Origin of the sequence: Finegoldia magna ATCC 29328 (genome assembly GCF_000010185.1) — a bacterium.
Classification (GTDB): Bacteria; Bacillota; Clostridia; order Tissierellales; family Peptoniphilaceae; genus Finegoldia; species Finegoldia magna_H.
Genome location: NC_010376.1, coordinates 904,546 through 929,657, shown reverse-complemented (window position 1 = coordinate 929,657; position 25,112 = coordinate 904,546). Strand labels below are relative to the sequence as shown.

The following is a 25,112-nucleotide window of genomic DNA, read 5'->3' as shown; positions in this document are numbered from 1 at the left end:
AAATAATATCACAATCAACAAATTTTTTAAATATAAACAGGAGATACTTATGAAAAAGACTGCAATTTTACTTATGATCATCACGCTACTATCGAAAGTCTTGGGATTGGTAAGAGAAACTACACTAGCTTATTTTTTTCCAACGAATGGTCCAGTTGCTAATGCTTTTTTAGTTTCGCAAATACTTCCAATTACAATAGTAAGCTTGTTTTCAGCAGGGATTTCTACATCTTTTATTCCAATATACAATAAAATTGTACATGAAAAAGGGAAAGAAGAAGGAGATATATTTACATCAAATATTAATAATATAGTAGTTATTATAATTTTAGCATTAATAGTATTGCTTGAAATTTTTACACCATCGGTAATTAAGATTTTTGCGCCTGGGTTTACTGGATACACAAAAGAATTAACTATTAAATTTATGCGATTGACTTTACTGTCAATGATACCATCCATAATGTCTTGTGTATTCAAAGGTTATTTGAATGCAAATAATCACTTTGTGGTTCAAAATCTACAAGGGTTTATAATGAATTTCTTTATAATTCTAGCTCTTGTAATTTCCAATAAATACGATAATAATATGATAGTTGGGATAGGATTGCTATTGGGAAATGCACTTCAATATTTGCCATACGTATTTATAACAAAAAGAAAAAAATTTAAGTATCATAAGATTCTAGATTTTTCTGATAAAAATGTAAAAATGATTGTATTATTGTCCATACCAATAATTTTAGGAGTGTCAGTTAATCAAATCAATGTTATGGTTGATAAATCGATAGCATCAACAGTTTCAGCTAATGGTATACCTATTTTAAATTATGCATCACGATTGATTGAATTTGTAACGGGAATTGTCATAGCGAATATTTCAGTTATCGTATATCCTGAATTATCAAGAAATTTTATCGCAAATGATTTGAATAAAATGAAAGATAGCATCATGAAATCAATGTCTATGATTTGTATTTTAGTAATTCCGGCCACAATAGGACTTTTGGTTTTATCGTATCCAATTACAAAGATGTTATTTTTTAGGGGAGCATTTACGATGAATGATGTTGACATGACATCAGTTTGCATGTTCTTCTATGCTCTTGGAATTATAGGAACAGCTATCAGAGATATTTTGTCGAAATCATTTTATGCCATGAATGATACAAAAACTCCTACGATTAATTCTGTAATAATGGTTGTGATAAATATTATAGGAAATATAATTTTATCAAGAATTTTAGGTTTAGTTGGATTAGCAGTAGCAACTAGTTTCGCAAATCTTATTGGAGCAGCAATGATTATAATTAGATTGCACAAAAAAATTGGGGATTTTAGTTCTACAAAATCATCTTTTGTAAATATTTTTAAAATGTTAATATCGTCTTTGATAATGGGAGCTCTATCATATATTACATTTAAAACTACAAATATAAGATTCTCAAATACATTATCTCTAATGATGTCGATAGTTGTTGCCGGAATTAGTTATTTAAGTTGTATCATAATATTAAAAGTTGATGAGCTAAACGAAATCATAGCTTTTTATAAAAATAGAAGAAAAAATAGATAGTTTGACAATTCAAAGTTTTTTGAATATAATTTTTATTGTAAAGACAAAGATAAAAAGAGCGCATTATGATTGATTTTCAGAGAGATAAGGGTTGGTGTGACTTATTATTCATAGTAATTGCAGACATTTTTGAGTCGAATTTTCCGCTTAATAGCGTTATAAATTAAAGTGAGGTTTACCTAATTAGGGTGGTACCGCGATTTATCTCGTCCCTTATCATAAGGACGAGTTTTTTATTTTAGGAGGTTTTTATGAATAGTATGGGAAATCTTAGACGTACTCACATGTGTGGGGAGTTGAGATTAAGTGATGTAAACAAAGAAGTCATTCTTATGGGATGGGTTCAAAAAGAAAGAAACTTGGGATCTCTTATATTTATAGATTTGAGAGATAATACAGGAATAACTCAAATAGCTATAAAAGACGATAACAAAGAGATTTTTGATAAAGCAAAAGATGTAAAAAGTGAATATGTTTTGTGTGTAAAAGGTGATGTTAGAGAAAGAGAATCAAAAAACAATAACATTCCTACTGGAGAAATTGAAGTTATAGCCAATGAACTAATTGTTTTGGATACAGCTAACGTTCCTCCAATTTACATTAAAGATGATGATAATGCACAAGAAGCTGTTAGATTAAAATATAGATATTTGGATTTAAGAAAACCTAAATTACAAAATAATCTAAAACTAAGAGCCAAAACTAATAAATTAATTCGTGAATATTTAGATGAAAATGGATTTTATGAAATTGAAACTCCAGTCTTAGGAAAGCCCACTCCAGAAGGAGCCAGAGATTATTTAGTAGCTAGTAGAGTAAATGAACATAGATTTTACGCACTACCACAATCGCCACAATTAATGAAGCAACTTCTTATGATAAGTGGAATGGACAGATACTATCAAATTGTAAAATGCTTTAGAGATGAAGATTTAAGAGCAAATAGACAGCCAGAATTCACACAAGTGGACATGGAAATGAGTTTTGTGGATCAAGAAGATGTAATGACAATTAATGAAGGCTTGATTAAAAAACTTTTCAAAGAAATCAGAGGAATTGATATTCCAACTCCTATTAAAAGAATGACTTACTCAGAAGCAATGGAAAGATATGGATGCGACAAGCCTGATTTGAGATTTGGATTTGAATTGAAGAATATTACTGAATTAGTAAAAGATTCAGAATTCAAAGTATTTTCAAGCTGTAATGAAAAGAATAAGAGCGTTAGATGCATCAATATAGGTAATTACGAAAGTGAATACTCACGTAAGAAAATTGACAAATTAGAAAAATTTGTGAAAGAATACGGAGCTAAAGGGTTAAGTTGGATTAGAGTTCACGATGGAGAAATTCAATCTTCAATTAAAAAATTCTTATCTGATGAAGAATTGAACTCAATAATTGAATCTACAAAAGAAGACGAAAATGCATTGATATTTATTTTAGCAGATAAAAATGATGTTGTATTTAACGGATTAAGTGCATTAAGAAATAGAATCGCACGAGATATGAATTTGGTTGACAATGATACTTTTGAATTTGTATGGATAGTTGATTTCCCATTGTTTGAATATGACGAAGAAGAAAATAGATTTGTAGCAATGCATCATCCATTTACAATGCCAAAAGAAGAAGACATACAATATTTATTAACTGACAAGGAAAAAGTAAGAGCTAAGGCTTACGATATTGTATGTAATGGAGACGAAATCGGCGGTGGTTCAATCAGAATTAACAATTCTGATTTGCAAAAGAAAATGTTCGAAGCACTAGAATTAACTGAAGAAATGATTGAAAATAAATTTGGTTTCTTTGTTGAAGCTTTTAACTATGGAACACCTCCACATGGTGGATTAGCTTACGGTATGGACAGACTTATGATGCTATTAGTTGGAACTGATAATATCAAAGATGTTATAGCATTCCCTAAGACACAATCTGCTACAGATTTATTAACTGGTGCTCCAACAAATGTTGACGAAAAACAACTTAAAGAAATTCACATTAAATTAGATTAGTATGGACAAAAGATTTGAAAGAACAAAACTTCTAATAGGTGAAAATGACCTCGAAAATATCATAAACTCCAAAGTAGCTGTGATTGGCTGCGGCGGAGTTGGAGGTTTTGTTATAGAAGCTTTGGCTAGATGTGGAGTAGGAACATTAGCAATAGTAGATTATGATACGATAGATATAACAAACATCAATCGTCAAATTATTGCTTTGGAAGATACTGTTGGAAATTATAAAGTGGATGAATTTGAAAAAAGAATTCATAAAATTAATCCGAATTGCAAAGTTATTAAGTTTAGGGAAAAGTTTGATAAATCTACTGTTGATTTTTTCAATCTTAAAGATTATAATTATGTTATAGACGCTATTGACTTAATATCAGCAAAGCTAGATTTGGCTGAGTACTGTTATAAAAACGATATTAAATTAATAAGTTCTATGGGTGCTGGATCAAAACTAAATCCTTTTCTTTTTAGAATTACGGATATTAAAAAGACCCACACTTGTCCAATGGCTAAAGTAATGAGAAAAGAGCTAAAAAGAAGAAACGTTAACAAGCTTACATGCATTTGGTCCGATGAAAAAAGGTCGGGAGAAGTTTTATCTGCAAACGGAAGAAATGCTCCAGCAAGCATTAGCTTTGTCCCTTCATGTGTTGGACTAATGATTGCATCGTACGTTATTCAAGAATTGAGGTAATTTTTTATGGCAAAAGAAGGAATGGTTATAAAAACTGAATCTACCAAAGCATCTGTTCTAATTACTAGAAAAGGTGCATGTGGTGGCGAAGGCTGCAGCAAATGTTCGGGTTGTGAACATCAAACACAAGTTATCGAATGTGCAAATTATATAAGTGCAAAGGTAGGAGATAGAGTCCAAATTTCTGGTGACGATTCTTCTATGCTTAAATATACTGCATTGCTGTATCTAGTGCCTTTAACATTTTTCCTAATTGCTCTTATATCATCTTATTCTATTTTAGAAAATAAGATAGGAAATTTTGAATTAGCATCTTTCGGTATAGGGCTAGTAGGATTACTAATTGGCTATATAATTGTAAAATTTATAGATAAAAAATTTGTTGATAAGGACTTAGTTCATATCACGAAAATAATTGGAGGTTTGTATGAATAATTGTAGACAAAATTTAGAGAATTTTGATCCAGAGGTTTTCGGATATCTTAATGATGAAATCAAAAGACAAGAAGAACATATTGAATTGATAGCTTCAGAAAACTTTGTTTCAAAAGCAGTACTTGAAACTATGGGAACTGAATTAACTAACAAATATGCTGAAGGATATCCTGGTAAAAGATATTATGGCGGTTGTGAACATGTTGATAAAATAGAACAATTAGCTATAGATAGATTAAAAAAATTATTTAACGCAGATCATGCTAACGTTCAACCTCATTGCGGTGCCAATGCTAATATTGCTGTATATGTTGCAGTGTTAAAACCTGGTGACACAGTATTGGGTATGAGATTAACAGAAGGTGGACACTTAACTCACGGATCACCAGTAAATATGTCTGGTAAATTCTATAACTTCGTAGATTACGGGGTAGATCCTGAAACTGGAACTATCGACTATGAAAACGTTCGTGAGCTAGCTTTAAAGCATAAACCAAAATTAATCGTAGCTGGTGCATCAGCTTATCCAAGAATTATAGATTTCAAAAAATTCAGAGAAATTGCAGATGAAGTTGGCGCTTATTTAATGGTAGACATGGCTCATATTGCTGGATTAGTAGCTACAGGGGATCATCCAAGCCCAGTTCCTTATGCAGATTTTGTAACAACAACTACACACAAGACATTAAGAGGACCAAGAGGTGGAGCTATTCTTTGCAAAGAAGAACATAAAAAATTACTAGATAAATCAGTGTTCCCAGGATTCCAAGGTGGTCCATTAGAACACATTATCGCAGCAAAAGCAGTATGCTTTAAAGAAGATTTACAACCTGAATTCAAAGAATACACTCATCAAATTTTGAAGAATGCAAAAGCAATGGAAAAAGTTTTCTTAGATAATGATGTAAGATTAGTTTCTGGTGGTACAGACAATCACTTATTATTAATCGACTGCAGAAGCTTCGGTATGACAGGTAAAGAAGCTGAAAATGTATTGAGTGAAGTTAATATTACAACTAATAAGAATACTATTCCAAACGATCCTGAAACACCATTTGTAACTAGTGGTATAAGAATTGGTACTCCAGCTATTACAACTAGAGGTTTGAAAGAAGCAGAAGCTACAAAAGTTGCTGAATTTATGATAGATGCATTAAAGAAACGCAGACCTGCTGAAGAAATCAAAAATGATGTTGTTGAATTGATGAAACAATTCCCAATCAATAGATAAAATTTCAAGCTAATACTAGACTAATGTTTAGTATTAGCTTTATTTTTTGATGAATTATTGTATATTTGACACATTTTATGGTATCATTTATAGAGAAATGAGGTGATAACATGGCAAAACCAGTTGTTGCTATTGTAGGAAGAGCTAATGTAGGAAAATCTACATTGTTCAATAAATTAATTAAAAAAAGAATCGCCATAACTCAAGATGATCCAGGTGTTACAAGAGACAGATTGTACATGGAAGCTGAGTGGCAAAATAAATATTTTACAGTCGTAGACACGGGTGGTTTGGAACCTAAAAGTAATGAGATTATAACTAAAAATATAAAAAAACAAACTGAACTTGCGATTGAAACTGCAGATGTAATTTTGTTCATGGTAGATGGTAAACAAGGCATAACTCCAATTGATATGGAAGTTGCAGATATGCTTAGAAGAACAAAAAAAAGTGTAATTTTAGTTGTAAATAAAATTGACCATATAAAACAACAAGACAATGTTTATGACTTTTACAATCTAGGATTTTATGAAATATTTCCAATAAGTGCTTCAAATTCAATGGGACTTGGAGATTTACTTGAAGCTGTGGTGTCTAAATTTGATGATAATTCAAATACAGAATCTGATGATGATATTACGAAAGTTTGTCTGATTGGAAAACCGAATGTTGGTAAAAGTTCTTTAATCAACAACTTATTGAACGAAGAAAGAATGATAGTTACAGATATTGCAGGTACAACGAGAGATGCAATAGATTCCAAAATTAATTACAAAGGAAATGAGTATATATTCATAGATACAGCAGGTCTAAGAAAAAGAAAAAAAATTGACACGGAAGTTGAAAGATACTCTGTTGTCAGGACTTTGTCAGCAATTGATAGGTCAGATATTTGCGTTCTAATGATAGATGCCACTGAAGGTGTCAGTGAGCAAGATACTAAAATATTAGGGTATGCTCATGACCAAGGGAAAGCTATGATTATTCTTGTAAATAAGTGGGATCTTGTTGAAAAACAAACCAACACTATGAATGATTTCAAAAAAGATATACGAACAAAATTAGGATTTGTAATGTATGTTCCTATTGTTTTTATTAGTGTAAAAGAAAATAAAAGAATAGATACTTTGTTTACCGAAATCGAAAAAGTAGATAATAATTATTCTATGCGAATCAGTACAGGTGTTTTGAATGATGTAATATCAAAAGCTGTATTATTAAATCCGCCACCATCAGATAAAGGTGTTCGCTTGAAAATCTTTTATATTACTCAGATAGAAGCTAGACCACCGAAATTTTTGGTGTTTATCAACAGAAATGATTTGATGCATTTTTCGTACCAAAGATATATCGAAAATCAACTAAGAGAAAACTTCAGCTTTGAAGGTGTTCCATTGCAATTTGAATTTAAGACTAGGGGAAAATAGTGAATTATTTATATTTAATAATCCTTGGTATAGTATGTTATTTTATAGGTAATATTAGTGGATCTATTGCTATTTCAAAGTTGGTTTACAAACAAGATATAAGAAACTATGGAAGTAAAAACGCAGGAGCAACTAACGCTTTGAGAGTGTATGGAGTAAAGGTTGGTTTAGCAACATTCTTGATAGATTTTTTCAAAGGATTATTATGTGCGTATTTAGGCTTTAAATTTTATGGAAGTTTAGGTATACTAGTATGTGGGCTTTTGTGTGTAATAGGACATATATTACCAGTTTTATATAATTTTAAAGGTGGCAAAGGCATCGCTACATCTTTTGGTGTATTATTGTTTGCTCAACCTTTACAAGTTTTAATTTTATTAATATTGTTTTTAATAGTTGTACTTATGACCAAGTATGTTTCATTAGGAAGTGTATTGGGATGTATTTCAGCTGTTATATATGGATTAATTTACATCAGAAAAGACTTTTACATTGGTTTAATTTATATTTTGCTCGGAATAATTTCATTATTTAAGCATAGATCAAATATAAATAGACTGATTCATGGAAAAGAAAGTAAATTAGGTAAAAATTAGGAGGAAAAAATGAAAGTATTAGTAATCAATTGTGGTAGTTCTTCATTAAAATATCAATTATTTGATATGACTGATGAAAGTGTATTATGTAAAGGATTAGTAGAAAGAATTGGAATCGAAGGTTCTAAATTAACTCATAAAGTTAATGGGGAAAAATTAGTAGTAGAAGAACCAATGAAAGATCACACTGAAGCCATTAACCATGTTTTCGATGCTTTATTAGACGAAAAATATGGTGTTATAAAGAGCTTAGATGAAGTTTCTGCTATTGGTCACAGAGTACTACACGGCGGTGACAAATTAACTGAATCTTGCATTATTGACGACAAAGTAAAAGACAAGATCAGAGAATTTATCAAATTTGGACCACTTCACAATCCAGCTAACTTAATGGGAATTGAAGCCTGTGAAAAATTAGCTCCTGGAAAGAAAAACATAGCTGTATTCGATACTGCATTCCATCAAACAATGCCAGCTAAAACATTCATGTATGCTATTCCTTACGAATACTATGAAGATTACAGATTAAGAAAATTCGGATTCCACGGAACAAGCCACAGATATATTACTTTAAGAACTCAACAATTATTAGGTAAAGAAGATATTAACATTATAACAGTTCACTTAGGTAATGGTTCATCTATAGCAGCTGTTAAAAACGGAAAATGCTATGATACATCAATGGGACTTACACCATTGGAAGGTCTTTTAATGGGAACTAGAAGTGGAGATTTGGATCCAACAGTAATGACATTCTTAATGAACGAAAAAGGATATTCAGCTGATGAAATGAACCAAATTTTAAATAAAAAATCTGGTGTATTAGGAGTTTCTGGAATTAGTTCAGACTTTAGAGACTTAGAAGAAGAAGCTGAAAAAGGAAATGATAGAGCTCAATTAGCACTTGATATGTTTATTGAAAGAGTAAAGAGATATATTGGCGGATATATGGCTGAATTAGGTCACGTTGATGCAATTTGCTTCGCTGGTGGTATCGGAGAAAATTCTTCATCAATGAGAAAAGACATCTTAGATACATTTGAAGAATTAGGAGTTAAATTAGATTTAGAAAAGAACAACACTCGTGAAGAAGCTTTAATATCAGCTGATGATTCAAAAGTTAAAGTTTATGTTGTTCCAACTAATGAAGAATTAATGATTGCTAGAGACACTTTAGAACTAGCAAAATAATAATATTTTTATTGACAACTTAACATTATTATATTATAATTAACTACGTTGTTTGTATAAATTTTAAGGACTGAAGTCCTTAAGGAGGTGTAGCATGGCAGTACCAAAGAGAAAAACTTCTAAAACTAGAAGAGATAAAAGAAGAGCTTCTTCGTATAAATTACCAAGAGTTACTATAACTACATGTCCTAATTGTGGATCTCCAAAATTACCTCACAGAGTATGTAAAGAATGTGGGCATTATGATGGAAAACAAGTTGTAGATAATTCAGAACAAAACTAATCAAAAGAGAGCCGTTTAATTAACATTAAGCGGCTTTTTTATTTGTTTGATGTTATAACATACAATATTGTGATAGAATATACTAGAGGTGAAGTATGAAAATTTTATTAGATACTTTGGGTTCCGATAAGGGAGCATCAGAATTAATAGAAGGAGCTATAATGGCCCTTGAAAAAAAAGATTTTAACTTGACAATAGTAGGAAATGAAGAAGAAAATAGAAATATTGTAAATAAAAGATTTGAAGAAAAAATAGATTTTGTAAATGCTACAGAAACTATTGAAAATAATGAATCACCAACAAAAGCAATAAGATCCAAAAAAGATTCAAGTATGAGAAAGTGCTTTGATTTACTGAACGAAGATTACGATGGGTTCTTATCAACAGGATCTACAGGAGCTTTATTGACAGGAGCTACACTTATAACAAAAAGGCTTGATAATGTATCTAGACCTTGTTTAATGGTAACAGTACCTAGCCTAAAGGGTGAAGTAGTAGTATTAGATGTAGGTGCAAATGTTGATGTTACATCTGATTTATTAGAGCAATTTGCAAAAATGGGATATGTTTATTCTAAAAATATTTTAGGAAAAGAAGATTGCAAAGTAGGATTATTAAACATAGGAGTCGAAGAACATAAGGGAGATTCATTAAGGCTAGAAACATACCAAAAATTATCAAATTATCCTTACTTCAAAGGAAATGTTGAAGCGAGAGATGTATTAAAAGGTGATTTTGATGTTGTGGTGACTGATGGTTTTTCAGGAAATATTCTTTTAAAAACAATAGAAGGATCTGTTGAGTTTATAAAAACATTGGCTAAGTCAAAATTATCTAAGCTTGATGAAAAATCACAACAAATTATTATTCCAATGATTAAATCAATGAGTTCTGGAATTGATTATAACAGTGTAGGTTCAGCACCATTTTTAGGAACTAAAAAGCCTGTATTTAAAGCTCATGGTTCATCAAATAGGAATGCTATTATGTCTGGTATTTTAACTTTGATAAAATTTATTGAAGAAGATGTTACGGATAAATTAAAAAAGGAGTTAACTAATGAATAAAGAAATTTATGAAAAAGTTGTTGAAGGGTTGAAAAACGAATTTAACAGAGATGATATAGATGAACAAACAAGATTTGTAGAAGATTTGCAAGCAGATTCAGTACGCTTATTAGAAATAGTGATGGACGTAGAAGAAGAATTTGATATAGAGCTTGATGATGAAAAATTATCAGAATTAAAAAATGTAGAAGATGTAGTTAATGAGATCGAAAGGGCACAAGGAAAATAAAAGTGGATAAAGCTAGAATTGAAAAGCTACATGAACTAGAAGAAAAATTAGATTACAGGTTTACAGATATTAATCTGTTAAACCTGGCTTTTTTTCATAGCTCATATGGCAATGAGAACAAGGCATATAAAAACATTTCTAATGAAAGATTGGAATTTTTAGGAGATTCAGTCTTAGATTTAGTAGTCAGTGATTTCTTATATAATAGTAAATCTTCATTAAAAGAAGGTGCTATGACTAAGATTAGAAGTCAAATGGTATGTGAAAAATCTTTTTCAAATATGGCTAAATATTTAGAATTAGGTAAATACTTAATGATGGGCCATGGTGAATTTATTTCGGGTGGAAGCGAAAAGCCTAGTGTACTTGCCGACACATTTGAAGCAGTATTTGGTGCTATATATTTAGATTCTGGTTATGAATCGGCTTTTAAAATTGTAGAAAATAAGTTTAAAAGTCTATTCATAGCTGAAATAGAAACAAAGTCTAGTTTTATTGATTATAAGACTATGTTACAAGAAAACAATCAAAAAAAGTCGAGAGATAAATTAAAATATAAGATTGTTAAAGAAGAAGGACCGGATCACGATAAGAAATTCTATGTTGATGTTTATGAAGGTAATTTAGTAATCGGGTCTGGATTTGGGTCTTCAAAAAAACATGCAGAACAGGACGCTGCAAGAAATGCCTTGATTAAGTTAAGGGTTATAGATGAGTAAAAAAAATTACATTGTTTCATTGTTTATACCTCACCTAGGTTGTCCCAATGATTGTATTTTTTGCAATCAACGTAAAATAACAAATTATGTTGAAGTTGTTAAAAAAGATGAGATACGAGACGAAATTAAAAGCCAACTTGCAAACTTTCCGGATAAGTCTCAAGAGCAAATCCAAATAGCTTTCTACGGTGGATCATTTACAGGTATTGAAGAATCTGCAATGATTGACTATTTAAAAATTGCTAATGAATTTATTGAAGACGGTAAAGTTAGATCAATAAGACTTTCAACAAGACCTGATTACATTGATGAACATATTTTAAATATTCTTAAAGAATTTAACGTAGAAACCATAGAATTGGGAGTTCAATCAATGGTTAATAGTGTATTAGATGCTAATTTAAGATGCCATAATAGTAGTTGCGTTAAGATGTCTACGAAGCTTATCAAATCATTTGGATTCAAATTGGGGCTTCAAATGATGACAGGTTTATATAAGTCTACATCTGAGATGGACATGTATACCGCAGAAGAATTAATTAAGTTAAAGCCAGATTTCGTAAGAATATATCCAACTTTGGTGATTAAAAACACAATGCTCGAAACTTATACTAATAAGAATAAATATATTCCTGAAAATTTACATGATTCGGTAGAAAAGAGTACCAAAATATATTTGAAATTTATCAACGCTAACATACCGGTTATTAGACTAGGTTTATTAAATACTGATAACATAAAAGAAGGCGAAGATGTAATTGCAGGAGCAATTCATCCGAATTACAGACAACTTGTAGAAGATAATTTGTACAGGAAAGTTGTAGATTATATTTTAGAAGATAATAATCCTGAAACTTTAGAAATACATGTAAAGCCAAATATATTAAATAATTTTGTTGGATATAATAGAGAAAATAAAAAATATTTTTCAGAGAAATATGGATTTAAAAATATAAAATATTGCAATTCAGATAATAATTTTATATTGATAAATCACACTAATCGAGTTGATATTGATTTGAAAAATATATTTATAAATATCGAAAAAGAGGTAAGTCTATGGGATTAAAATCGGTTGAAATACAAGGTTTTAAATCTTTTAAAGATAAAATAAAATTGAATTTTGATAATCCCATTACAGCAATTGTTGGGCCAAATGGCAGTGGGAAGTCAAATATTTCCGACGCCATATTATGGGTTTTAGGAGAACAATCTGCAAAAAATTTACGTGGTAATAAAATGCAGGATGTTATATTTGCAGGAACCCAAAAGGAAAAAGCTGTTAACTTTGCACAAGTTTCGATTACATTTGAAAATGACTTATGGAAAGACATTGATTATCAAGAAATCACTGTAACTAGAAGAGTTTTCCGAACGGGCGAGAGTGAGTATTATATCAATAAAAACCAAGTGCGTTTGAAAGATGTTAAGGAACTATTTTTAAATACAGGAATCGGAAAAGAAGGATATTCTGTAATAGGTCAAGGTAAAATCGATGAAATTTTGTCATCAAAAAGTGAAGATAGAAGAGAATTATTCGAAGAGGCATCTGGAATTTCTAAACAAAAATATATCAAAGAACAAAGTGTAAAAAAGCTAGAGCAAACTAATGAAAATTTACTAAGAATTGAAGATATACTTGTTTCCCAAATTGATAGATTAAAATATTTAGAAAAAGAAAGCAGCAAAGCTAAAAAAGGTATGGTTCTAGAAGAACAACTAAAAGAGATGGAAATCCAAAAAGCTATATTGGATATCGAAAAGCTTTCTATAACATTAAGTGATGTCATCGATAAAAAAGAAATTAATGACCAAAGTTTAATCGAAATAAAATCTAAACTCGTAGAATATGAAAACAAAAGAAATGAACTATTGGAAAATATAAATAAGATTGATATTGATGTAGAATTAAAGATTTCTAATTTGAATGATATTAAAAGTCAAAAAATAAAAAATGAATCAGATATTCAATTGAATGATGAAAGACTTAAAAATAGCAAATCAGAATTAGAAAGATTAACAGAAGAAAATGAGAATTCTTCATTAGAAGTTAAAAATTTAATTACAAAAATTGATAACTTAAGAAAAACAATAGAAGACTCTGAGAAAAAGATTGAAGAAATAAATTCTAATTTAGAAACATACAACATTGATGATTTTGAAAACGAACTTAATATAAAAAAACAATTAAGCGAAAAGAAATCCGAAGACTTAAATAGACTACAATCAATTTACACGCAACATATCATAGAAAAATCTTCACGAGATGCTATTGAAAAAGAAAGATTAAAGGAAATATCAGAGATAAGAAAGCACAAAGAAGAATCTGAATTAAAATTAAATCGATTAGAAGAAGAATTACGAAATTACGAAACAATCATAAGTGATTTTGATAAAAGTTTGCGTGATTTAAATAATGATAAAGAGCGAATTTCTAGCATTATAAAAGAAAAAGAAAAATATTTACTGAATCTAAGAGACAAATTATCTAGCTTAAAAGAAGAATCCATAACTAATAAAAACAAATATTTGTTTTTGAAAAATACTATAGATAATCATGAAGGATACAATTTCACTGTTCAAAATTTCTTTAAAAAAATAAATAGTAAATTACATGAGAAAGTAATCGGAACCCTCGGAGATTTGATAAGTGTTGACAAAAAGTACGAGAAATCTGTAGACGCTATAATGTCATCAGCTTTTCAAAATATCATAGTTAGAAATGAAAATGATGGCAAGGAATTAATTAATTTTTTGAAAGTTAATAAGATTGGTAGGCTAACATTTTTACCTTTAAATAAAATAAAACCAAGAAATCTAAATTATGTAAATGACAATTTAGTTCTTGGCCACTTGAATCAGTTTATAAAATCAGATGAAAAGTATCGAGATATTATTGATTATTTTGCACAGAAAACACTTGTAACTGAGAACATGGATGATGCAATCTCTGTTGGTTCTAGATACAAAAACTTTAGAATAGTTACATTAGACGGAGACATCATTAATAGTTGGGGATCGATGGTAGGTGGATATAAAAAACCATCCAATTACTCTATACTTTCTACAAAAAATAGCTTGAATACAGCTAAATCTATATATGAAAATTGTGTTAATGAATACAACACTTTGAAAAAATCCTATGATGAAAATATCGATATAATTGATAAAAACAAATGTGATTTGGAGATTATTGTAGATAAGATAGGAAAATTACGAAATGAAATAGATGATAGTAATAGCAATATAAAAGACAAGCAGTTTGAGATTAAATATTTGAAATCTAATATTAATGATTTTAATCTTAAATTGGATACAAATACTTCACAAACAGAAGTTGACGATTTACAAGAAACTGATTTAAAAAATCAAATTAATGAATTAGAATGTGATTTAAAAACTATAAATGTTGAAACAGAAAAATTACAAGAAAAATACAACTCAGACAAAATGAATATGATTAGTTTGAAATCAGAATACTCTTCTAATAAAAGAGATTTGAATATATTTAATAATCAGCTAAATGACGCAATAATTCGAAAAGATTATTTGGAAGATAACATAAAATCCAATTCTATTAAAATAGATGAAATTAATAAAAATATCTCGCAATATACGATAAATAGAAATGATATAGAATCCAAAACAGTAGATTATGATGATGTAATTTCTAAATTAAACAGTGAGATATTAGATATGAAATCAAGCTTAAATGATTTCAAAGCAAGTTTATCTAGTATTGAGCAATCTATTTACGATTCAAATGCAAGTGTTCAAAAAACAGAAATTAATAATAACTCATTAATAGAGAAAGCTTTAAATACAACAGAGAAGTTAAATAATATCAAAATAGATATTAATGAGCTTTATGATATTAATATAGATACAATAGATTCTAATCCTGATATTAAAATAAGTCAGAAAGAAATCAATAAAATCACTAATGATTTAAGAAATATTGGATCATTTTCCGTAGATAGTATACAAGAATATGAATCAGTAAAAAGAGAATTTGACTTTATGACAAAAAACAAAAATGATTTAATTGAATCAAGAGAAGATATCATGAGCGCAATTAATAAGCTTAACAGAGAAATGAAAGAAGTGTTCACAAAGAAATTTGAAGAAATTAATACTAAATTTGTGGCAATTTTCAAGCAGCTATTCAATGGAGGATATGCTAGTCTTAAATTGACGGAGGACGATGTGCTTAATTCAGGAATTGAAATAACAGCTCAACCGCCTGGGAAAAAACTTCAAAGCCTAAACTTATTATCTGGTGGCGAAAGATCCTTGACAGCGGTAGCTTTGCTTTTTGCTATCTTTGAGACAAGACCATCTTCTTTTTGTATATTAGACGAAATAGACGCTGCTTTGGATGAAATAAATATTAAAAGATACAAAGAATATTTAATTAAATTTAAAGAAAAAACTCAATTCATTATTATTACACATAGAAAGAGTACAATGGAAATAGCAAACATTTTATATGGAATAAGTATGGAAAAAGATGGAATATCTAAAATGATTAAATTAGATGTAGATAGGAGAGAGATATGCTAAATAAGTTCTTTGATAAGTTTAAGTCAAAAAAAGACGACGAAGAAATTAAAAATACAAAACAAGATTTACAACAAGATGGATTAGAAACTGATCCATCAAATGAATATAAAGAAAACAGCGAAGAAATCATTGAAGATAAAAAAGAAGATTCTGAAGTTGATTACGAAACAAATACAGAACAAATAGAAGAAATTAGCGAAGAAAAAGAAGAAAGTAAGGAAGGATTTTTTGAAAAATTAAAAAACTCTTTACTTAAGACACGTGATAATATCTCTAATAAGATAGATCAAGTATTGGCTAATTATAGAACTGTTGATGAGGAATTATTCGAAGAAATTGAGGAAACTTTGATTTCAGCAGATATAGGCGTGGATACTACACTAAAAATTGTAGGTCAATTGCGAGATCAAGTAAAACTTAGAAATATTCAAGATCCAAGCAAAATAAAAAGTGTGCTAGCAGATATTTTAAAAGAAAATATAATTAATGAGAAAATAGACAATAATTTAAATGTAGATGAGAAAACTATTATTTTAGTAGTAGGTGTAAATGGTGTTGGGAAGACTACTACAATTGGTAAGTTAGCTATGAAGTACAAGAAAGATGGCAAAAAAGTTTTAATGGTTGCAGCTGATACTTTTAGAGCAGCAGCTATTGAACAGCTTACAGAATGGTCAAATAGAGCTAAAGTTGATATTATTAGCCATAAAGAAGGAGCTGATCCTGCTAGTGTTGTTTTTGATGGAGTAAACGCTATGAAAAGTAGGAACACAGATATTTTAATTTGTGATACAGCTGGAAGACTTCATAACAAAAAGAATTTAATGAACGAGTTGAATAAAATTAAAAGAGTTATTGAAAAAGAGTATCCAGAAGCGAAAAAGGAAATTTTACTTATTGTTGATGGTACAACTGGCCAAAACGCAATTATTCAAGCAAAAGAATTTATGAATGCAACAGATTTAACAGGAGCTATAATTACAAAACTTGATGGTACTGCAAAAGGTGGAATGATATTTCCGTTAGAAATGGAATTAGGAATTCCAGTAAAATTCATCGGTATTGGTGAACAAGTTAATGATTTGGTAAAGTTCGAACCAGAAAAATTTATTGAAGCAATAATAAATTAAAATTGAATTTTTTTTCATTTTTTGATAAAATTTGTGTGTGGAGGAATAATATGAATAATAAATTTAATAACGGATCTGTAAAGATTTCTAATGACATAATTTCACTTATTGCAGCGGAAGCTTGCATGGAAGTTGAAGGTGTAAAAGCTATTATGACACCTCAATCAGAAAAAGTAAATATACAAAAAGGAGCTCAAAAATCAGTAATCATCGAAATTTTAGATAATGCTGTAAATGTTAGAGCTCATATTGAAGTAGATTCTGAATATAACATCAAGGATGTATGCTATAAGGTGCAAAAGAAAATAAAAGAAAATATCGGCATGATGACGGGGTTAGTTGTCATAAATGTAGATGTTGTTTGTGAGAAAATAAGTATTTAAAGTAACCCTCTAATTAGAGGGTTATTTTCATGGAGGAAATATGTCAAGAAGACAATCAAGAAAAAGTGCAATGCAATTAATCTATGAAATGAATATGAACGGAGATTATGATAAGCAAAGAATTGAAGAATTTTGCAAATATCAGAATATTAATAAAAATGATATTGAATTTTTCAAAGAAATTGTATTAAACTTTATCGAACATATTGATGACATAGTAAATATCATAGAAAATAATACAAAGCAATGGAATTTGGACAGAATTAATAAACTAGATTTATCAATTTTACAAGTTGGAGTTTGCGAAATTCTATACGTTGAAAGTACACCAGATAGTGTTGCTATTAATGAGGCAGTTGAATTAGCAAAAGAATATTCAACTGAAAAATCATATAGTTTTATAAACGGTATATTGGGCTCTGTATTAAAGAGAAAAGAAAATGCAAGTTTATAGTGTAAAAGAGATATCCGATTATATTCAAAACACATTAAAGAAAGACCCGATTCTATCTAACGTGTGGGTTGAAGGCGAGATTTCGAATTTTAATAAAAATATTTCTGGACATGTGTATTTTAGATTAAAAGATGACAAGGCATTGATTTCTTGTATGATATTCAAAACGATGTCTCTTGCAAAGACTATAAATCTAAAAGATGGAGATAAAGTTCAGCTAAGAGGAAGTATAACAACATATCAGGGTTCAAGTACTTATCAACTACTTGTAAAAGAATGTAAAAAATCTGGAACTGGAGATCTTTTTCAAAAGTATTTAGAGTTAAAAGAAAAACTTGAGAAAGAAGGTTATTTTTCAGAGTTAACGAAAAAATCCATAACTAAATATCCTAAATCTATTGGAGTAATCACATCTTCTACAGGTGCTGCTGTAAATGATATTTGTAGAACAATAAAGAGGAGATATCCAATTTGCGATATATTGATATATCACTGTGTTGTCCAAGGAGAACAATCTGCCCAATCTATTATTGAAGGTATTAAATATATGGACGATCAAAATTTAGATACTATGATTGTGGGAAGAGGTGGCGGAAGTTTTGAAGATTTGAATTCTTATAATGATGAAAATCTATTAAAAGCTATTTACAATGCAAAGACTCCTATTATCAGTGCTGTTGGTCACGAAAATGATTTTATGCTTTCTGATTTTGTAGCTGATTTAAGAGCATCTACTCCAACAGCTGCCGCTGAATTAGCAACAGCAGATTTTGAGGAATTAAAAATCTATTTACAAGAAAGTTACGCTAAAATAAATAGAATTTTATCAAGAAGATTTGAAGATGAAAATCAAGAATTAGAGTATTACGGCAAGCAGTTAGAATTTTTAGGTCCGAAAAACATAATTAAAGAACATGTGGATAATCTTCAAAAACTTAAAGAAAATCTAAAGAAAGCTTATAAGAAAAATTTGGTAGATAAATACAATCAAGAATTAAATATTTATCACAAATTAAATTTGTTAAAACCTGACAAGTTATTATCTTTGGAAATTGACAAACTAAATAAGGTTCGAATAACAATGATTAAAAATTTGATCTCAAATATTAGTTACAAAGAATTGATTTTAGATTCATATAAGAATAACTTATTGCATCTTAATCCAAGCACTATTTTAGAAAAGGGATATGCAAAAGTATTAAAAGATGATAAGAATATATCTTCTGTTGATGATGTCAAGAAGAATGATAATATTATTCTGATAATGAAAGATGGTAAACTTGATACACTTGTTCAAAATAAGGAGAAATTCAATGAATGAATACAGAGAATATGACGAAGGATTGAAAAGGCTTAGTGAAATCGTTGAAAAATTAGAAGATAGAGAGTTAAGCCTTGAAGAAAATATAAAGTTATACGAAGAAGGCATGAAACTTCACAAAAGATTAAGTTCTATTTTAAAAGAACAAGAAGGTAAAATGACCTTGATTAAGGATAACAAAGAAGAAGATTTTCAAATAAATATGCTTTTAAGTGATGATAATGAATAATAAGGAAATTGTAAAGTTAATTAATAATTCATTAAAAGACTTGAGTTTTTCCAATGATAAAATTGGAGAAGCGATGAAGTATACTCTAGTTGATGATGGAGCAAAAAGATTGAGACCTCTTTTGTTCTTGCTAACTTACCAGATGTTTAATGAATCTATTTCTGAACCTATGAATTATGCACTTTCAATAGAACTAATTCACAATTATTCATTAGTTCACGATGACTTGGAATGTATGGACAATGACGATTATAGAAGAGGAAAATTAACAGTTCATAAAAAATATGGAGAAGACATTGCAGTTTTAGTAGGAGACGCGTTACTAAATTACTCTTTTGAGGTTTTATCTGAATCAATTAAAAATGAAGTTGACGCTATGTGTGCAAATTATATAGTAAAGAAATCAGGTTGTTTTGGGATGATAAGAGGTCAGCTACTAGATATTGACAGTAAAATTTCCGAAGATAATATTATTGAAATTTACGATAAAAAAACGTGTAATCTGCTTAAAGCATCTACTGTATCTGCTGGAATCTTAAGTAAAGTTGACCATACTACTTTATTGAAACTTGAAAATTACGCATTTAACTTGGGAATGGCTTTTCAAATAATTGATGACATAATGGATTATGAAAATGATATAAAAATTAATAAAAAAACTTATGTGACTATTTTTGGAAAAGAAAAAGGTATTTATGACGCAAATGATTACTCTCAAAAAGCCATAGATTGCATTAAAGATATTCATAATTCACAACCTTTGATTGAACTTACAAATAAATTGTTGGACAGGAAATATTAATATGAGAATTGATGTGTATTTATGTGAAAACAAATTTGCGTCTTCTCGAACAAAAGCAAAAGCTCTAATTGAAAATGAACTGGTTTATTATCAAGGAAAATTAGTTAAGAAACCATCACTCGAGATAAATTCTGATGAAGTTGAGGTAAAAAAACACACTGAATACGTTGGTAGAGGCGCTTTAAAACTTTTAAAGGCTTTTGAAGTATTTAATATTGGTGAACATGATTTGTGTTTAGACATAGGATCATCTACGGGTGGATTTACTCAGGTTCTATTACAAAACAATGCCAAAGAGGTCTATGCTATTGATGTCGGCGATAATCAAATGGTTGATGAACTTAGACATGATAGCAGGGTTAAGTTATTTGAAAATACTAATTTTCGAAATATTAATGTAGATGAATACCCGAAATTTGATTTAATTGTATGTGATGTATCTTTTATATCATTGAAAATGATCATTCCAAATGCAGTTAAAATGCTAAAAAATGATGGAGAAATGGTGTTTTTGATAAAACCACAGTTTGAATTAAAGTCCAAAAATCATATAATTAATAATAAAAAGGAACACTTATCTATAATAAATGAAATTAATAATTATCTAAATAATAAGGATATGTATATTTCTGAGATTACAAATAGTCCGATAAAAGGTAAAAGTGGAAATATAGAGTATTTAATCCATATCACAAATTTGGATAATAAAAATATAAAATTCGAAGATGTTGTAGAAACAGCATTTAATAAATTGAGGTAGAAAAATGAAAAAATACACAAGACAAAGATTAATTCTAGACTTAATAGAAGAAAATGAAATAAGAACTCAAGAAGAACTTTCTGATTATTTAGAAGCTCATGGGGTTAGAGCTACACAAGCTACTATTTCCAGAGACATAAAAGAATTGAGAATTTCGAAAGTTCAAACTAGAGAAGGCGAGTATCATTATGCAATAATTGATACTGTACACGATTCACTAAACGAAAGATTAGATAAAATTTTCAGATCAGCAGTTTTAACTATCAAGCATAACGAAGATATGGTAATAATAAAAACTATATCTCACACTGCAACAGTATGTGGAATGGCAATTACAAATGCTAAATTAGATAATATTGCAGGAATACTAACAGGCAATGACACTATTTATATAACTGTTGAAGATAAATCAGGATTGGAAAAATTAGTATCAGAAATTAAATCAATAATTAGGTAAAAAAATGTTAAATTCTCTTTATATAGAAAATTTTGCAATAATTGACAAAATAAATGTAGATTTTACGGAAGGACTTAATATAATAACTGGAGAAACTGGTTCAGGAAAATCAATTTTGATAGAAGCTTTCGAACTTCTTCTGGGACAAAGATTTAACAAAAGTTTTATTAGAGATTCTTCAAAAAAGACAATAGTTGAAGCTACATTTACAATTAATGATAATTCTAAAATTAAGTTTTTAGAAGATATGGGATACAATGTAGGAGATGGAGTAATAATAATCTCTAGGATTGTAGACACTAATTTAAAAAGCATAAATAAACTAAACAGTAGATCAATAACTCTTAACACATTAAATGAGCTTATGAGTAAATTTGTTGATATTCATGGACAAAATGGAACTCAATCACTTTTGAATAAGGATTTTTATATAGATTTAATTGATTCTTTTGAGAAGGAAGAAACTGTAAAAATTAAGATTCAGTTAAGTGGAATTCTAAAAAATATTGTAGATTACAAAAAATCATATAAAAGTTTTAATATTTCAAACGAAGAAAAAGATAGACAGCTCGATATAATTAACTATCAAATTGATGAAATATCTCAAATAGATCTTGAGAATTTGGATGAAGAAGAGCTTGAAAACGAGTACAATAAATTATCAAATGTCAATTTAATTAAAAACAATATTGGTGAAATATTAAATATGTATTCAGATGAAAACTACAATGAACAAGATATCAACACTATGTTTAATATTGTTTTAAGCAAGATAGATTCAATCTCTGAGTTCGATAATGAAGTCAATTCCTTCAAACAAGATTTGGATAAGATATATTATGATATGGATGACTTGTTTTCTAGAATTAGTTCATATTCATCAAGCATCTATCAAGATGAATTTAAATTAAATGACTTAGAAAATAAAATAGCAATAATTACAAATTTAAAGAGAAAATACGGAAAATCTATTAATGATATTATTTCATTTAAAATAGATTTAGAGAATCGACTTAAAGAACTTAATGAAATTACTGAAAACAAAAGAAAATTTAAAGAATTAATTGATTCAGAGTATAAAAAAGGAATTGAACTATCGGATAGGCTTCATTCAATCAGAAAAGAAATTGTTTCAAAATTGGAAAACTTGATTGTTCAAAATCTAAAAGATTTGAATATGAAACATGCTGATTTTAAAGTTAAATTCGAAAAACTTTCTGAATTCAATGAAAAAGGATATGATTCACTGGATTTTCTTATTAAAACGAATTTAGGACAAGATTTAAAACCAATGGCATCTATTGCTTCTGGTGGTGAAATTTCAAGAATTATGCTTGGATTTAAATCAGTAATATCAGATTTTGAAGATATCAATACTCTTATTTTTGATGAAATTGATACAGGAATAAGTGGAAGGACTGCTTTGGTAGTTGGTGAAAAACTTATTGATTTATCAAAGGATAAACAAGTGATTTCAATAAGTCATTTACCTCAAATTGCTTCATTGAGTGATAACCACATTTTAATTGAAAAAATTGATTGCGACAATGAAACTAAGTCAATTTTAAAAGTATTAACTCCTGAAGAAAAGGTAAACGAAATTTCAAGATTGATTGGCGGTATAAATATAACAGAAACTACAACTGAACAAGCAAAACTAATGATCAATCAAGCAAATGAATTAAAAAAATATAGGAGATAATTATGGATTATGAAGAAAAAACTATAAAAAGTGAAATGATATATGAGGGGAGAATTTTAAACCTCCGATTAGATACTGTTGAACTTCCTAACAGAAAATACTCAAAAAGAGAAATTATAGAACATGCAAATGCTGTATGCATAATTGCATTAAAAGATAACAAATTATTTTTCGTTAGTCAATATAGAAAAGCTATTGATCAACAATTAATGGAATTGCCTGCTGGATTAATTGAACACAACGAAACACCAAAGGACGCAGCCATTAGGGAAATGAGAGAAGAAATTGGCTATAATTGTAATAGTTTAACTTACTTATTTGATGCATATTCATCTCCAGGTTTCAGCGACGAAAAAGTAAGTTTCTTCATGGCACAAGATTTATTTAAAGACGAACTTGAAGCCGATGATGATGAATTTTTGAATATAGAGCTCATCGAACAAGATAAATTAATGCAGATGATAGAAGATGGCGTTATAATTGATGGCAAAACAATTATGGGAATTCTATATTATCTAAGGAATGTGAATTAATGTTAGAAACAATAAACCATTACATTATAATTATATTTGTATTACTTCCAACGATTGTTCTTCATGAATTAGCTCATGGTTATGTTGCGTACTGGATGGGAGATAATACTGCTAAAAACATGGGTAGATTGAGTTTTAATCCTATTGATCATATTGACCCATTAGGTGCAATCAGTTTGATTTTATTTAAGTTTGGTTGGGCAAAGCCAGTTCCAATTAACTCTTATAATTTTAGAAAAAGGCACCTAGGAATGTTTTTAGTTTCAATAGCAGGGGTTACTGTAAATTTAATTTTAGGATTAATATTCTCGTTTTTATATGTTAGATTTTCGCATGTAAATCCGGTAGTATCAGAGATTTTGAGCTTATTCATAGTATATAATGTATATTTTGCAGTTTTTAACTTGATACCTGTTCCGCCATTAGATGGATCAAAAGTTGTAACTGCGTTTTTCCCGGGTAAATTTTTAGATTTCATGGCAAAATACGAGAAATATACTTACTTTATATTACTGATATTAATATTTTCAGGTGTTTTAGGAAAAGTTTTAACTCCTATAACATCATTTATAATAGATAAATTTTTAAGGTTAGCAATTGCGTTATGAGTTTAATAATTGAAACTGAAGAATTTAACGGTCCGATGGATCTTCTATTGAACTTGGTAGAAAAAGAGAAAATCGATATAGAAAATGTTGATTTAGCAAAAATTACAAATAAATTTATTGAAGAAGTTGAGAATTTGAAAAATCATTCTACTAAAGATTTGACTGATTTCATTTACTTAGCTTCTACTTTGTTATATATCAAATCAAAAAAATTGTTGCCAAAAAATGACTTTGATGAGGATGATCAAATCGATGAAGATTTGATTAAACAACGATTAATCGAGTACAAAAAATTTAAAGAAATTTCTAAACAATTGATTGAATTAGAAAACATCTCATCTAAGCATTTTAGAAAAATTCAAGAGGATTTGTCAGTTTATCAATTAGAAAAAGAAAATCTTATTGTACCAGATATTAATTTATTATCTGAAACTTTGTTAGATATCTTAAGTAGAGACGAAAATAGAATAGTAATCGAAGAAACAGAGATTATAGAAGCGGAAGAGTATAAAATCGAAGATTGTATAGAGGATATATTGTGGAAGGTAGAAAAAAATAAAAAATATAATTTTGCATCTTTTCTGTCTAAGAAGTCTAATAGAAATGAAGTTATTTCAGTGTTTCTAGCTTTATTAGAATTATTAAAATCAAACATATTGAAAGTTGTAAAAAATGAGAATAATATGGAAATATTAATGAGGTAA

Annotated in this window: 26 protein-coding genes and 1 other annotated feature; all 26 genes read left to right on the top strand. The window is 28.9% G+C overall.

Going from position 1 to position 25,112, the window contains the following annotated elements:
* Positions 1-49: 49 nt before the first annotated feature.
* The 26 genes from murJ (at position 50) to FMG_RS04480 (ending at position 25,112) form a co-directional block, all read left to right on the top strand.
* Entirely contained in the window at positions 50-1,576 is a 1,527-nt protein-coding gene (gene murJ, locus FMG_RS04605; protein WP_012290670.1) for a murein biosynthesis integral membrane protein MurJ, read from the top strand.
* A 37-nt stretch (positions 1,577-1,613) separates the two neighbouring features.
* Positions 1,614-1,793: a binding site (T-box leader), on the top strand.
* A gap of 34 nt (positions 1,794-1,827) precedes the next feature.
* Positions 1,828-3,594: an aspartate--tRNA ligase gene (gene aspS, locus FMG_RS04600; protein ID WP_012290669.1), complete on the top strand. Its 1,767-nt coding sequence runs from the start codon at positions 1,828-1,830 to the stop codon at positions 3,592-3,594.
* 1 nt (position 3,595) lies between these two features.
* Positions 3,596-4,288 carry a tRNA threonylcarbamoyladenosine dehydratase gene (locus tag FMG_RS04595; RefSeq protein ID WP_012290668.1) on the top strand — a complete coding sequence of 231 codons (693 nt, stop codon included), beginning with the start codon at positions 3,596-3,598 and terminating at the stop codon, positions 4,286-4,288.
* Between the two features lie 6 nt (positions 4,289-4,294).
* A complete protein-coding gene (locus FMG_RS04590) occupies positions 4,295-4,723 on the top strand; it encodes a SoxR reducing system RseC family protein (protein ID WP_002837908.1) in 429 nt (142 codons plus the stop codon).
* Positions 4,716-5,954, top strand: a complete 1,239-nt coding sequence (glyA, locus tag FMG_RS04585) for a serine hydroxymethyltransferase (RefSeq protein ID WP_012290667.1) — start codon at positions 4,716-4,718, stop codon at positions 5,952-5,954. Before FMG_RS04590 ends, glyA begins: the two co-directional genes overlap by 8 nt.
* 110 nt (positions 5,955-6,064) lie before the next feature.
* Positions 6,065-7,381: a ribosome biogenesis GTPase Der gene (gene der / locus FMG_RS04580; protein ID WP_002841927.1), complete on the top strand. Its 1,317-nt coding sequence runs from the start codon at positions 6,065-6,067 to the stop codon at positions 7,379-7,381.
* Positions 7,381-7,977 (top strand): glycerol-3-phosphate 1-O-acyltransferase PlsY, encoded by a 597-nt coding sequence (gene plsY / locus FMG_RS04575; protein WP_012290666.1) that lies wholly within the window; start codon positions 7,381-7,383, stop codon positions 7,975-7,977. Before der ends, plsY begins: the two co-directional genes overlap by 1 nt.
* 9 nt (positions 7,978-7,986) lie before the next feature.
* Complete coding sequence (locus FMG_RS04570) at positions 7,987-9,168, top strand: acetate/propionate family kinase (protein WP_002837914.1); 1,182 nt, start codon at positions 7,987-7,989, stop codon at positions 9,166-9,168.
* 94 nt (positions 9,169-9,262) lie between these two features.
* A complete protein-coding gene (gene rpmF / locus FMG_RS04565) occupies positions 9,263-9,451 on the top strand; it encodes a 50S ribosomal protein L32 (RefSeq protein WP_002837903.1) in 189 nt (62 codons plus the stop codon).
* A 95-nt stretch (positions 9,452-9,546) separates the two neighbouring features.
* Positions 9,547-10,518: a phosphate acyltransferase PlsX gene (gene plsX / locus FMG_RS04560; protein ID WP_012290665.1), complete on the top strand. Its 972-nt coding sequence runs from the start codon at positions 9,547-9,549 to the stop codon at positions 10,516-10,518.
* Positions 10,511-10,747 (top strand): acyl carrier protein, encoded by a 237-nt coding sequence (locus FMG_RS04555; protein ID WP_012290664.1) that lies wholly within the window; start codon positions 10,511-10,513, stop codon positions 10,745-10,747. Before plsX ends, FMG_RS04555 begins: the two co-directional genes overlap by 8 nt.
* A 2-nt stretch (positions 10,748-10,749) precedes the next feature.
* Positions 10,750-11,466 carry a ribonuclease III gene (gene rnc, locus FMG_RS04550; protein ID WP_002837934.1) on the top strand — a complete coding sequence of 239 codons (717 nt, stop codon included), beginning with the start codon at positions 10,750-10,752 and terminating at the stop codon, positions 11,464-11,466.
* Complete coding sequence (locus FMG_RS04545; RefSeq protein ID WP_012290663.1) at positions 11,459-12,535, top strand: elongator complex protein 3; 1,077 nt, start codon at positions 11,459-11,461, stop codon at positions 12,533-12,535. The genes rnc and FMG_RS04545 overlap by 8 nt, the downstream gene beginning before the upstream one ends.
* Positions 12,526-16,029 carry a chromosome segregation protein SMC gene (smc, locus tag FMG_RS04540; RefSeq protein ID WP_012290662.1) on the top strand — a complete coding sequence of 1,168 codons (3,504 nt, stop codon included), beginning with the start codon at positions 12,526-12,528 and terminating at the stop codon, positions 16,027-16,029. Before FMG_RS04545 ends, smc begins: the two co-directional genes overlap by 10 nt.
* Positions 16,023-17,159: a signal recognition particle-docking protein FtsY gene (ftsY, locus tag FMG_RS04535; protein WP_012290661.1), complete on the top strand. Its 1,137-nt coding sequence runs from the start codon at positions 16,023-16,025 to the stop codon at positions 17,157-17,159. Before smc ends, ftsY begins: the two co-directional genes overlap by 7 nt.
* A gap of 50 nt (positions 17,160-17,209) precedes the next feature.
* Positions 17,210-17,542, top strand: coding sequence for an Asp23/Gls24 family envelope stress response protein (locus FMG_RS04530; RefSeq protein ID WP_002837875.1), 333 nt, complete (start codon positions 17,210-17,212; stop codon positions 17,540-17,542).
* 40 nt (positions 17,543-17,582) lie between these two features.
* The gene (gene nusB, locus FMG_RS04525) at positions 17,583-17,996 is read left to right on the top strand and encodes a transcription antitermination factor NusB (RefSeq protein ID WP_002836525.1); all 414 of its coding nucleotides are present in this window, start codon (positions 17,583-17,585) and stop codon (positions 17,994-17,996) included.
* A complete protein-coding gene (gene xseA, locus FMG_RS04520; protein WP_012290660.1) occupies positions 17,983-19,317 on the top strand; it encodes an exodeoxyribonuclease VII large subunit in 1,335 nt (444 codons plus the stop codon). The genes nusB and xseA overlap by 14 nt, the downstream gene beginning before the upstream one ends.
* Complete coding sequence (xseB, locus tag FMG_RS04515) at positions 19,310-19,546, top strand: exodeoxyribonuclease VII small subunit (RefSeq protein ID WP_012290659.1); 237 nt, start codon at positions 19,310-19,312, stop codon at positions 19,544-19,546. Before xseA ends, xseB begins: the two co-directional genes overlap by 8 nt.
* Positions 19,539-20,348 carry a polyprenyl synthetase family protein gene (locus FMG_RS04510; RefSeq protein WP_012290658.1) on the top strand — a complete coding sequence of 270 codons (810 nt, stop codon included), beginning with the start codon at positions 19,539-19,541 and terminating at the stop codon, positions 20,346-20,348. The genes xseB and FMG_RS04510 overlap by 8 nt, the downstream gene beginning before the upstream one ends.
* 1 nt (position 20,349) lies before the next feature.
* On the top strand, positions 20,350-21,108 hold the full coding sequence (locus FMG_RS04505) for a TlyA family RNA methyltransferase (RefSeq protein ID WP_012290657.1): 759 nt from the start codon (positions 20,350-20,352) through the stop codon (positions 21,106-21,108).
* A gap of 4 nt (positions 21,109-21,112) precedes the next feature.
* Positions 21,113-21,565 (top strand): arginine repressor, encoded by a 453-nt coding sequence (locus tag FMG_RS04500; RefSeq protein WP_002836519.1) that lies wholly within the window; start codon positions 21,113-21,115, stop codon positions 21,563-21,565.
* A 4-nt stretch (positions 21,566-21,569) separates the two neighbouring features.
* Entirely contained in the window at positions 21,570-23,267 is a 1,698-nt protein-coding gene (gene recN / locus FMG_RS04495) for a DNA repair protein RecN (RefSeq protein WP_012290656.1), read from the top strand.
* 2 nt (positions 23,268-23,269) lie between these two features.
* Positions 23,270-23,800, top strand: coding sequence for an NUDIX hydrolase (locus tag FMG_RS04490; RefSeq protein WP_002838462.1), 531 nt, complete (start codon positions 23,270-23,272; stop codon positions 23,798-23,800).
* Positions 23,800-24,408, top strand: coding sequence for a site-2 protease family protein (locus tag FMG_RS04485; RefSeq protein WP_002838146.1), 609 nt, complete (start codon positions 23,800-23,802; stop codon positions 24,406-24,408). Before FMG_RS04490 ends, FMG_RS04485 begins: the two co-directional genes overlap by 1 nt.
* Complete coding sequence (locus FMG_RS04480) at positions 24,405-25,112, top strand: segregation and condensation protein A (RefSeq protein WP_012290655.1); 708 nt, start codon at positions 24,405-24,407, stop codon at positions 25,110-25,112. Before FMG_RS04485 ends, FMG_RS04480 begins: the two co-directional genes overlap by 4 nt.